This window comes from Thermoflexus sp. (genome assembly GCF_042408815.1).
Taxonomy (GTDB): domain Bacteria; phylum Chloroflexota; class Anaerolineae; order Thermoflexales; family Thermoflexaceae; genus Thermoflexus.
The window spans coordinates 1-11,615 of record NZ_JBHOQR010000004.1 but is presented as its reverse complement, the minus strand read 5'-3'; the positions used below and the strand labels follow the sequence as shown (position 1 = coordinate 11,615).

Sequence of the window (11,615 nt, the reverse complement as noted above, 5' to 3'; positions counted from 1 at the left end):
CAGCCCCAGGCGGGCCGCTTCGATCCCCAGGCGGAAACGGAGGGCGTCGCCATCGAAAGGCGCTTCCGCCGGGAGGATCCGCAAGCGGCCGACCTGCTCTGGGGTCAGCAGGCGCTCGTGGTATTGCCGGGTGCGAAGCCCTTGCCCGCCCACCCGGAGGTTCGCGCCGAAGGGCTGCACCAAAAGCACCCGGATCGGCTCCGGGAACAGCTCCCCTTCGACCATCGCGCCAGGCTGAAGGATCTCCTCCATGGCCCCTGCCGTTGCCAACCCATCCGGTTGAGCGTGCTGGGAACGGCCTGAGGCGGATTCCCATCCGAGGGTTGCCCGCGCATGAACAAGCCTTTGCGTCCAGCTGGCCTGTCTCGATGGCGCTGGCGCCCACTCCGGGAAAAGCTCTCCACCATCCGCTCCCTTGGGGAAAGGATTCGCCGCCGCGAGGGAAATCCCATTATTTAGTATTGAGGAACAAAACCCGACTTGTCAAAGGCACAATGGAAACGAACCGCGATGCCGCGGGAACGATCGGGGCATCCAGCGCGATAGATGGGATCCTCCGGAAAGACCGCGGCTCTCTCCAGCCTCGCTATCCACGGTCCATGCTCCGATGCGTCCCATCGGATCGAAGATGGGAGCTCCCGAGAATCGCAGGCCCCTATCCGCGATGTCGACGGCCGAGCATGCGCCGCATCGCAAGCCCCCCGGCGATCCCCAGGGATAACCCGGAGATCCATCGTTGAGGGGGAATGGGTGGGTTGAAGGCGCGCTCATCCCCAAAAGGGAAAAAGGCGCCAGCCATGGTCTTTACAAAGATACCCGCATTCTCCTGTAATGTATGGGCCTGAAGTTGGGATCTGGTGATCAGGAGGTTACAGAAGAGAGCCGGGAAAGCATGGGGAAGCCCGCTACAGGGAGCCATCTCGGAAAGCGTGCCCCCAGCAAGGCGAGGAGAAAGCCTGGCAGGGCCACTTCCATCTCGGCCAGCGTCTGAGGGGCGGGATTCGGCTCCGCCCGGGCGATTCGCTCCCGACGCCATGCCTACCACTCCCAGACCCGTTTCGGGTCGCGGGAGAAGGCCTCCGGTGTCGCCAGCTCCTCAGGGCGATCTCGCTCCCAGAGGCCGCCTGGACCTCGAAATGGGGGGACCTCGCTCTCCGCGGAGATCCCGGCTCCTGTCCGGACTGCCACACGGGGGCCAGGGCTCATGGCCTTCCTCACCATTCTCCCTTCCTGGCCGCTCTGGACTTCGGTTAATGCGGCAACCGCGCCCCGCGGGTGCGAAGCACGGTCCACAAAAGCCCCACATTCCGGACCAGTACGACCAGCATGACCGCGAGGGCCGCCGTGAGGCGCTCCGGGGGAACGCGCCAGAGGAGCATCAGGATCAGCCCGAGGGGAAAGGCCACAATGCCCACGCTGGGGAGCCAGCGGAGACGATAGGCGACGAGCGCCCCCAGGATGTAAGCGGGCACCACCTCGCGGAAGGCCATGGCGAACAACGCGCCGGTCGCCGGCCCTAACCCTCGCCCGCCCCGATCCAGGCGGATGATCTTGTAAAACGGCCAGCAGTGGCCGATCACCGGCGCGGCCGCCACGGCGATCAGCTCCGGCGGGCGGAACCCTGCCTGTAGGGCGATGGCGGTGGGGATCGCTCCTTTCCCCATATCGAACAGGATCGTGATCACCCCGGCCAGCGGCCCGGCCAGCCGCCATGCCCCGCCGCCTCCGGGGTTGTCTTCAACGTCATGAGGGCTTCGACCCGTCCGCCAGCGCACAAAGATCTCCGCCGGAAGAATCGAGCCCACCAGGTAAGCCGCCAGCGCCAGCCATAGCCCCATCGCCCCTCCTCAACGTATGCCTCTCTCTCTATTTTAGTGAGGGATAGGATCTGGGCCATCGGGCTCGAATCGGGGAAGGAAGGGGGCCCTAAAGCGCCCTGGAAGAGTCCGGCGATGGAGCGCTGGTTCGGCTCCGGCTGGCACAGTGGGGTGTGGATCGGGGAGAGGAACAGTCTGGGGAACCTGGCCGTCTGAGGCGATCCGTCCGGCCTCCGGGGCGCACGGCGGGGCGCCTTTCACCTCAGCGGCAGGACGCGCACGGAATCCGGACCCAGAAGGCTCTCCAGGCGGGCCAGCAGCTCGGGGGAATACGTGGTGCCGTGCTGGGGGAAGCGCAGGCGCACCTGCCGACGATCTGGATACACCACCACCACGCTGAAGGGATCCGGCCCGGGCTGCTCCGTCAACACCCGATGGAGTTCGCGGAGACGCCGAAGGTCCTCTTCCAGCTGTTCGGTTCGATGGAAATAAATCAGGAGATGCCGAGAGGGGGTAACTCTCGGCTCGGGGACGGGCCCGGGCGGCTCTTGCCGGGATCCTTCGCTCGGAACAGCGCCAGGCGTATCCTCCTGACGGGGTGCGGAAGCAGGAGAGGTGGGCCTTGCTGCCCCGGACGGCGCCGAAGAGGCCTCTTCACGGTCAGCGGCGCCTCCGGTCATGGCGGAGGGGGAAGAGGCCATGATCAGCCCGGTGGTGGAATGCGTATCCGCAGGCTCCATCATCGGCTGGATCTCCTGCGGAGCCTTCGATGGGGAAGATGGTTCTCCCCCGGCCGGGCGCGATCCGGCGTTCCCATCGGATGATCGGGCATCGAAATCCATCCCGGTATCGGGCCCTGGGAAGGCGTAGCGTCGCTGCGCCTCCGTTCCCTCTTCCTCCCAGGGCTCCTCCACCGGTTGCACGATCGTATCCTGATCCCGCAGGTCCTCCGCCACGACCCGTGGCTCCCGTCCACTCGCCTCTGCCTTGCCCACTACGATCAGGATCGCCTCCGGGCGCGCGAGGTGCCCCTTCTGCTTCCAGAGCCGGGGGAAGATCACCACCTCCACTGTTCCGTGGATGTCCTCCATGGACACATAGGCCATCGTCTCCCCGGTCCGGGTCGTGGTCGTCCGCACCGCCCGGACGATCCCGGCGAGCTTTACGGTCTGGCCGTGGAGCTCTTCGCTCAGGTCCGCAGTGGTGTGGGAGACGAGCTGTTGCAGCGTGGGCCACTGCCGGGTAAGAGGTGTTTCCGAGAGGTAGGTTCCGACGAGATCCTTCTCCCATTCCAGGATCTGGTGCTCCTCCACCTCTGGGAGCGGTGGGAGCGACCCGACGAGGGAGGCTGCTTCGATGGATACCCCGCTCAGCGCGAAGAGGCTCAGCATCCCCTGCTGGCGCTCGCGATGATAGCGGGCGCTGGCCTCCATCAGGTGATCCAGGATCTCCAGGAGCTGCGCCCGGTTCCCGAAAGCTGCCAGGGCCCCTGCCTTGATCAGTGACTCCATCGCCCGCCGCCCCACCTCCTTCAGATCCACCCGCCGGGCCAGATCATCGAGATCCCGGAACGGGCCCCCCTCCTGACGCGCAGCCAGGATGCGGGCCACCGCCCCTTCCCCGACGTTCTTCACCGCCGTCAGCCCGAACCGGATGGCCTCCTTCCCCTCGGGCGTCCGTTCGATGGTGAACGTCGCCTCGCTCTGATTGATGTCGGGGGGCAGGACCGGGATCCCCAGTCGGCGGCATTCTGCTACATAAAGGCCGATCTTCTCGGTTTTGTCCCGGTCCACGGTCATCAGGGCGCACAGATACTCCACCGGGTATTTCGCCTTCAGGTAAGCGGTCTGGACGGTGATCACGGCGTAGGAGGCTGCGTGGGCGGCGTTGAAGCCATAACGGGCGAAGAATTCGATGTCGCCCCAGATCGCCTCGGCGGTCTCCGGCGGGATGCCGTTGCGGACGCAGCCCTCCAGGAATTTCGCCCGCTGCTTCGGGAAGGCCTCGCCCTTCTTCTTGGCCACGACCTTGCGCAGCTCGTCCGCCTCGGAGGGCGTATAGCCTGCCAGGTCGATGGCCACCCGCATGATCTGCTCCTGATAGACCAGGATGCCCATGGTGCGCTGGAGGATGGGCTCCAGACGGGGATGCCGGTATTCGATGGGCTCCTGGCCCCGCATGCGGCGGATGTAATTGGGGATATACTCCAGGGGGCCCGGGCGGTAGAGGGCCAGGGCGTCCATCACGTGGGAAAAAGCGCGGGGTTTGAGATCCCGCATCATTCGGCTGAACCCCCGCCCTTCCACCTGGAACACGCCGACCGTCTCGCCCCGGCCCAGCAGGGCGTAGGCCTCCGGGGCGTCCGTGGGGATGGTCTCCAGATCCAACCGGACCCCGTGCCGGCGGGCGACCAGATCGCAGGTCTCCCGCATCACCGTGAGGGTGGAAAGGCCGAGGAAATCGATTTTCAGCAGACCCAGGGCCTCCAGCGCTTCCATGTCGAACTGGGTGAGCGGTAGGAGGGCCTCTCCCTCCTCGTTCCCCTCGCCGTTTTCCTCCCGGGCGCTGCCCTTCCCCCCGGTAGGTCGGTGCAGCGGAACATAATCCACCAACGGGCGATCGGCGATCACCACGCCGGCGGCGTGGGTTCCGGCGTGGCGCACCGTTCCCTCCAGCTGCATCGCCAGGTCCAGCAGCTCCCGGATATACTCTTTCTCCTGATACAGGCGGCGCAGCTCTCGTCCTTCCTCGTTAGAAGGATCGAGGAGATCGCGGATCGAGACCTCCTTGCCTGGGATGGCCGGGATCAGCCGGGCCACACGGTCGACCTCGGGCAGGGGGAGATCCAGCGCCCGCCCCACATCCCGAACAGCTGCCCGGGCCTTCATCGTTCCGAAGGTGATGATCTGGGCCACCCGATCGGCCCCATAGCGGCTCACCGCGTAGCGGATCATCTCATCCCGCCGGTCGTCCGGGAAATCGATATCGATATCCGGCATCGACACGCGGGCTGGATTCAGGAAGCGCTCGAAGATCAGATCCAGCTCGATGGGATCCACCCGGGTGATCCCCAGGCAGTAAGCGACCAGGCTTCCGGCGCCGGAGCCCCGCACGTTCCACCAGATCCCTCGCTCCCGGGCGTAGCGGATGAGGTCCCATACGATCAGGAAATAAGCGTCGAATCCCATCCGATGGATGATCTCCAGCTCATAATCCAGTCGCTCCCGATAGCCCGGCTTGGGTTCGGGGAATCGGGTCCGGAAGCCTTCCTCCGCCAGATGGCGAAGATAGGCGGCGGGATCGGGGAACCCGGGTGGGGGGTCGAACCGGGGCAGGCGATGCCGGCCCAGCTCCAGAGTGAGGGAACACATCTCCGCCACCCGGAGCGTGTTGGTCAGAGCCTCCGGGACCTCCGCGAAGAGCTCCCGCATCTCCTCCGGGGAGCGGAGATAATACGTGGTATCGCTCATCCTCATCCGGCCGGGCTCCTTCAGGCGCTTCCCGGTCTGGATGCAGAGCAGGACATCCTGAAGCCCGGCGTCTTCCGGGCGGACATAGTGGACATCGTTGGTAGCCACCAGGGGGAGGTTCAGCCGGCGGGAGAGCGTGACCAGCCCCCGATTGATGTCATCCAGCTCTGGAACTCCGGGGTGGGATTGCAGTTCCAGGAAGAAGCGTCCGGGGAAGCGCTCCGCAAACCAGGCAGCGACCGCCTCGGCCTCATCCATCCGCCCCTGGGCCAGCAGGCGGGGGATCTCAGCAGAGGGGCATCCGGAGAGGACGATAAGACCTTCTGCATAGCGTTCCAGCAGCGCCTTGTCGATGCGCGGTTTGTAGTAGAAGCCCTCCAGCTGGGCGATCGTGGCCAGCCGGATGAGATGACGCCACCCGGTTTCATCCATGGCCAGGAGGGTCAGGTGATGAAGGCTCCGATCATCCGGCTCCCGATCCTGGATCGTGCGGCGGGCCAGATAGGCCTCCATCCCCAGGATCGGGCGGATCCCAGCCTCCTGGGCTTTTTGATAGAAAGCCACTGCCCCATAGAGAACGCCATGATCGGTCAGGGCGATCGCGGGCATCCCCATTGCGACCGCCCGGCGGATCAGGTCGTCAAGTCGGCTCAGGCCATCGAGCAACGAATACTCGCTGTGGACGTGGAGGTGGACGAACGACATGAGGCCTTCCGCGCTGATCCGAATAGGGTGAGCCTGGAAAGAGGACGCGTCGGTTTACAGTTCCCTTATACCACGGTTCCCCCAGGGAAGGGAGCCCTGGGAGTTCGCTTTAACTTTTACGGGGTGTCCCCGGGGCGCCGATGGGGATTCGGTTCCGGCCCCTACACTTCGGCTCCCGTTGGGAGGGGAGCGGCTCCCTCCCTTTTTCTCGCCTGAGAAGGGCCGCTCTTCAGACGTGCGATTCCGATGCCCTTCCGGAAGGCTGCCGCGGGCGCGGGATCGAGAAGCTGAAGGAGGAGCCGCGCCCCGGCTCGCTTTCCACCCAGATCCGTCCCCCGTGGGCCTCGACAATCGCCCGGGCCAGATAGAGCCCCAGGCCAGTCCCAGGGGTTTGGCGTGCCCGCGCCGCGCTGGCCCGGTAGAACCGCTCGAAGATCCGCTCCTGCTCCTCCGGGGGGATCCCGATCCCTTCATCGGTGACGGTGACGATGACCTCTCGGGGCGTCACGCGCCCGGAGATCCGAATGGTTCCGCCCTGGGGGGAATATTTAATGGCGTTGCTCACCAGGTTCGCCAGCACCTGCTCCAGCCGGCGCGGGTCGCCATAAACCAGCGGGAAGTTCGGCGGGAAATCCACCACGATGAAATGGCGATCGGTCTGGGGGCGGAAACGATCGGCCACCTGCTCCGCCAGCTCATCCAGGGCCACTTCGACGAACTGGAGCTCCAGCGCTCCGGCCTGGAGGCGGGAGGCATCCAGTAGGTTGTCGATCAGCTGGGTCAGCCGGTCTGCTTCCTCTTCGATAATGGCGGCGATCTGCCGCACCATGGACGCATCCCATGTGGTGTCCTCGCGCCGCAAGGTTCCGGCATAGCCCTTGATGATCGAGACGGGTGTCTTGAGCTCATGGGAAATGATGGAGATGAACGTGGATTTCAATTCCTCCGCCTCCCGGATGCGGGTCATATCCCGGACCACTCCGATGATGTTCACCAGACGTCCGGTGCGATCCAGCAGAGGGGAGTAGGTGATCCCCACAGCCACCCGTCCACCGTCGCGGCGGACCAGATCGCCCTCCACATAGATCGGCCGATCGGTCGCCAGAGGCCACCCGCCGGCCTCTGCCTCCGCCAGCGTCATGCCGGAGCGCCGGGGATTGAGGATCACCACCTCATCGTGGGGTCGCCCGATGGCCTCGAAAGGAGACCACCCGCTCAGTCGGGCCATCGCCCGGTTGAAGACCTGGATACGGTGGGCTGGGTCGAGGATGATCACACCATCGGCGGTGGCTTCGATGATCGCCTCCAGCCGTCGTTTCTCCGTCGCCAGCTGCTGATAGAGCTTGGCGTTATGAACCGCGATGGCCGCCTGATCTGCAAAGGCGCGTAGGATCAGTCGATCATCGTAGGTGAAAGCGGTCCCGAAGGTGCGGAAAACCACCAGCAGGCCTAGGAGGTCTTCGCCCACCATGAGCGGGAGAGCGACCGCTTGCTGGGCTTCCACCCGAAGCCAGCGGGCGATCTGGGTGAGCACCCGCTCCACTTCCGCCCGCCCCCAGGCCTCCGGGTGGGCAGGGAGCTTTGCCAGCATGGCATCCAGCTCCCTCCATTGGGTGTCGGGCAGGCCATACACGGCGCGGATGGTGAAGGCCTCCTCTTCTCGAAGGGCGATGAACGCCACCTGTCCGGCCAGCATCTCCGCTGCGGCCTCGACCACCAGCCGCAGCACGGTGTCGAGATCCAGCTGCGCGGTGATGGCCCGTGTGATTTCGAGGAGATAATCCCGCTGTCGAACCCGGAAATCTGTCAGCATTCTTCGCACTCCCTTCCCTTGCCCCTTCCGTCTCGCCTGGGAGGCCTGTCCGGACGGTTGTCCAAGGAGCTGGATCTTTGGACCCCCTCTCGCCTCCTCGATTATATGTGGAAATCCCGGGTCTCCGATAGGGATAGGCAGGCTATGCCTGCCTCGGCTTTCTTCCCATTGAAAATGTTGAGGAGCTGTTGACGCATGGTTAGGATCCCAGTAGAATAAAGCGCCGGTGTTCATCCCTTTGGTGGGAGGCGCATCCTTGCCGAACACGCGATCCGCTTGGAAGGAGCTGCGCAAAGCCGAGCGAAGGCGCCAGCGCAACCGTGCCATCCGAACCCGAGTGCGCACCTTTGTGAAATACGCCCGCCAGGCCATTGCCCGGGCCGATCTGGAGGCGGCGCAAAAGGCGATCCGGGAGGCTTACCGGGAGCTGGACCGCGCGGCTCGCAAGGGGGTGATCCACCAGAACACGGCCGCTCGCCTCAAATCCCGTCTGATGCAGCAATTCCACCGAACCTTCGGTTCGATTCAGGCAGCGGCCTGAGGGGGGGAGCTTTCGTGGAGGGTGCGAGTCGCCTGCGATCGCCCGCCCTCCGCGGGGAAATGGATCCTCTTGTCTACAGGATAGGCGGAAGCGGTCTTCCCCCCTATCCTGCTGGTGCGGCATGAGCCCCATCGGGCCGTCCGGGAGGCGTTCCGTCAGCCCTCCCCAAGGGCGGCCCGTCCCTGATCCGTGATCCCGTAAACCGGGTTCGCCAGGCTCTGGCGCACGAGACCGCGTTTGGAGAGGTCTTCCAGGATCCGGATCACATCCCGGGGGTTCATGGCCAGGTCACGAGCGATGGTGTAAGGGCTGTGGTATCCCCGATGATCCCGCAGGTAGGTCAGGATCTTGCGTTCCGCCTCGCTGAACGCCGTCCCTGCCATTGCCCACCTCCCGAGGCGCCCTTCATCGAGGGGTGGGGGGATGGGCCCCCGGTCTGAGCGGATCTCCTTCCCCCTCTGCGCCGCCGAACCGCGCAAAGCGGGAGGGAAAAGGAGTCAGCTTCCCTCGCTCCCAGCGCTTCCGGTTCGGAGTTCCAGCCACAAAGTATTTTAACGCAATATGAGGAAGCGTTCGTAGGACAGGGCGCTGAAGGGATGTTGGGTTTCTCCATGGCGCCTTGAAAGCGAGGTGGAACCCCTTCCGCATCCTGCCCAGCTCCCCAGGGGTATTTTCCTGGGGCCGGAGGATTGGCCCTGGCTTCTGGTCAGAGGACCTCGGGAGCCGGGATGCCCAGGAGATTCAGGGCGTTGGCCATCGTCTGACGAGCCGCGGCGACCAGGGCCAGCCGGCCCTCGCGGATTGGGGAAGGTGCTGACAGGACCGGACAATCCCGATAGAACTCATTGAATGCTTTCGCCAGATCGAACACATAGTTCGCGATCAGGAGTGGCTTGTAACGCTCCGCGGCCGCCTGCACCAGATCCGGGAAAGCGGCGATCGCTTCGATCAACGCGACTTCCTGGGGCTGCAGGGCTTCGAAGAGGCGATCGCCCTCCAGCCGAACCGGCGTCTCCGCCTTCTCCAGGATGCGGCAGGCCCGCGCATGGGCATACTGCAGATATGGGCCGGTCTGTCCCTCCAGGTTCAGCGCGGCATCCCAATCGAAGACGATCACTTTGTTGTTGTCCACGCTCAACATGCTGTATTTCATCACGCCTTTCGCCACCGCCTCTGCGATGCGCGCCTTCTGCTCCGGCGGGAGCTCGGGGTTCTTTTCCTCCACGATGCGGCGTGCCCGCTCCCGGGCCTCCGCCGCGAAGTCCTCGTAAAGCACGATCGTCCCCGCCCGCGAGGACATCTTCCCGCCGGGCAGGGTGACCATCTCATAAGCCAGGTGGTAGCATTTGCTGGCCTGGGGGAAACCCCAAAGCTCCAGGATTTTGAAGATCTGTTTGAAATAAAGCGACTGGCGAACATCGACGACGTAGATCGAGCGATCGATCCGATATTGTTCGAATTTCCGCTTGGCCAGAGCCAAATCCTTGGTGGAATACAGGGTGGTCCCATCGCTGCGCAGGATCGCCAGGGTTCGGTATTCCTCCTTTCCTTCCTGTCCCAGGAGGCGGTCGATCTCCACCACCACCGGGCCGTGGGGGCGTAGGTCTGTAGCGATGCCCTTCGCGATCAGCTCTTCGACGATACGCTTGCCCTCTTCTTCCACTTCGCTTTCGAAGAACCAGACGTCGAAGGTGATGTCCAGCTCCTCATAGATTCGGCGGAACTCCTCCAGGCTCCACTCGCGGGTTCGTCGCCATAGCTCCAGCAGCTCTGGATCCCGCGCCTCCCAGCGGGCGAAGAGCGCCCGGATTTCCTTCTCGTAGTTCCATTCCTCCGGGCGATGGCCGATCGCCCGATAACGGGCCTGCAGGGCGGTCACCGCCTGGCGATCCGCCTCTCCCCCTTTCCCCCGCCGGCCTCGGGCTTTCTCCGCCAGCTCGTCCAGCCACTGGCCCATCGCCTCCCAGAGGGACCACAACCAGTCTTTATCCATGATGGCGTCGAGGTCTGGCAGCTCCCCGATCGCCATCGCTCGAATGAGGGCGGCGGCGTCTTTCTGGCCCACCGGCCCGGAAGCGGCGTGGGCCGTCAGGGCTTCCGAGAGGCGGCTCAGGAGGAACTCCCGCACCCACGGGGTGATTCCCTCTTCTCGGAAGGCACCCAGCAAAAACCGAACCACCTCCCGGCGGTAGGCATCGGCCTCCTCCAGGCGGGCCTCGGCCTCGGCGTAGATCTGACCTAGCCAGGCGCCCCGCCGCTCCGTGGGTTCTTCTCCCCAATGAAATCGGAGATATCCCCATAAGCACTTGATCACATGGGCACCGATATCCCCAGGGTAAGTGGCCCGGATCACCTCGAAGCCCGCAAAATCCAGAATGCGAGAGAGGGCATCCCCCAGGACCGCGTTGCGAAGGTGGCCGATGTGGAAGGCTTTGTGGGTGTTGGGCTGGGAGAATTCCACCATCACCCGTTCGCCTTTGGGGGCGCCCCGGCCATATGCAGGTCCCTCCCGTAGGACGGTCTCGATGACAAACCGGGCGACCTGAGAAGGATTAAAGTAGAAGTTCAAGTAACCTCGCACCGCCTCCACCCGCTGAAACCGGGGATCCCCCTCCAGGACCCGGGCCAGGTGCTCCGCGAGGCGCTGAGCGATCTCCTGGGCCCGGGTCGGGATGTCCAGGTTGGGACGGGTCTTTTTCTCCTGGGCGGCCAGTTGCATCGCCAACGGGGTGGCGATCCCCCAGGTATAGGCGAAGGGGAGATCCCGCCACTCCAGGGCTGGGGGTTGGGGAAGGCCCAGGGCCTGCAGCGCCTGTCGGATCTGTTCCGAAGCCCACTCTCGATAGGCCGACAGAATCATCGTGGATTCCTGTGAGCGGAGTTTGGGGGAATAAAACCAGCAGAGGCCGCCCCTCGGCGGCCTCTGCGAGATTCTGTGGCGCGCCCGGCAGGATTTGAACCTGCGACCTTTGCCTCCGCAGGGCAACGCTCTATCCAGGCTGAGCTACGGGCGCGCAGATCATTTACATTTTAGCAGAATCCCGTGGCTATGACAAGCGGATGGCCAGAACTTTTCCATGGCCCGATGGATCCGGCCCCCCTCTCACCGAGCCCGGCGCTATGGCTGATGCGGATTGAAGGTGCGGATGAAGGCGATGATGTCGGCCAGATCCTGATCGGTCAGAGCCGGGTTGCCTCCCTTCGGCGGCATATCCACCCCCGTGGTGTTGGCCGGATCCGTCGCCGGCCGTCCCCTCTTGATGAACTCC

General features: G+C 64.6%; 7 protein-coding genes, 1 tRNA gene and 1 pseudogene. 1 reads left to right on the top strand and 8 read right to left on the bottom strand.

Annotated elements, in window-relative coordinates:
- From ACFMO3_RS02895 to ACFMO3_RS02875, 5 genes and pseudogenes are all read right to left on the bottom strand, one after another.
- Positions 1-252 (bottom strand): hypothetical protein (locus ACFMO3_RS02895; protein ID WP_376788935.1); only part of this gene is annotated, 252 nt, incomplete at its 3' end.
- A gap of 717 nt (positions 253-969) precedes the next feature.
- Positions 970-1,221 (bottom strand): annotated as a pseudogene (locus ACFMO3_RS02890) (Sir2 family NAD-dependent protein deacetylase); the annotation flags it as partial.
- A gap of 29 nt (positions 1,222-1,250) precedes the next feature.
- Positions 1,251-1,838, bottom strand: a complete 588-nt coding sequence (locus ACFMO3_RS02885) for a glycerol-3-phosphate acyltransferase (RefSeq protein ID WP_376788934.1) — start codon at positions 1,836-1,838, stop codon at positions 1,251-1,253.
- Between the two features lie 236 nt (positions 1,839-2,074).
- The gene (locus ACFMO3_RS02880) at positions 2,075-5,992 is read right to left on the bottom strand and encodes a DNA polymerase III subunit alpha (RefSeq protein ID WP_376788933.1); all 3,918 of its coding nucleotides are present in this window, start codon (positions 5,990-5,992) and stop codon (positions 2,075-2,077) included.
- A gap of 229 nt (positions 5,993-6,221) precedes the next feature.
- A complete protein-coding gene (locus tag ACFMO3_RS02875) occupies positions 6,222-7,805 on the bottom strand; it encodes an ATP-binding protein (protein WP_376788932.1) in 1,584 nt (527 codons plus the stop codon).
- Between the two features lie 256 nt (positions 7,806-8,061).
- On the opposite strand from ACFMO3_RS02875, the gene rpsT reads away from it, so the two are divergent.
- A complete protein-coding gene (rpsT, locus tag ACFMO3_RS02870; protein WP_376788931.1) occupies positions 8,062-8,346 on the top strand; it encodes a 30S ribosomal protein S20 in 285 nt (94 codons plus the stop codon).
- Positions 8,347-8,501: 155 nt separating this feature from the next.
- Here rpsT and ACFMO3_RS02865 read toward each other — a convergent pair whose 3' ends face one another.
- The 3 genes from ACFMO3_RS02865 to ACFMO3_RS02855 form a co-directional block, all read right to left on the bottom strand.
- Complete coding sequence (locus tag ACFMO3_RS02865) at positions 8,502-8,729, bottom strand: hypothetical protein (protein WP_376788930.1); 228 nt, start codon at positions 8,727-8,729, stop codon at positions 8,502-8,504.
- 323 nt (positions 8,730-9,052) lie between these two features.
- Positions 9,053-11,206: an arginine--tRNA ligase gene (argS, locus tag ACFMO3_RS02860; RefSeq protein WP_376788929.1), complete on the bottom strand. Its 2,154-nt coding sequence runs from the start codon at positions 11,204-11,206 to the stop codon at positions 9,053-9,055.
- 76 nt (positions 11,207-11,282) lie between these two features.
- A tRNA-Arg gene (locus tag ACFMO3_RS02855) sits at positions 11,283-11,360 on the bottom strand.
- Between the last annotated feature and the right edge of the window lie 255 nt (positions 11,361-11,615).

Coding starts and splice junctions, on each gene's coding strand:
- ACFMO3_RS02885 (WP_376788934.1), bottom strand. CDS start 1,838: ATGGGGCTATGGCTGGCGCTGGCGGCTTACCTGGTGGGCTCGATTCTT.
- ACFMO3_RS02880 (WP_376788933.1), bottom strand. CDS start 5,992: ATGTCGTTCGTCCACCTCCACGTCCACAGCGAGTATTCGTTGCTCGAT.
- ACFMO3_RS02875 (WP_376788932.1), bottom strand. CDS start 7,805: ATGCTGACAGATTTCCGGGTTCGACAGCGGGATTATCTCCTCGAAATC.
- ACFMO3_RS02865 (WP_376788930.1), bottom strand. CDS start 8,729: ATGGCAGGGACGGCGTTCAGCGAGGCGGAACGCAAGATCCTGACCTAC.
- argS (WP_376788929.1), bottom strand. CDS start 11,206: ATGATTCTGTCGGCCTATCGAGAGTGGGCTTCGGAACAGATCCGACAG.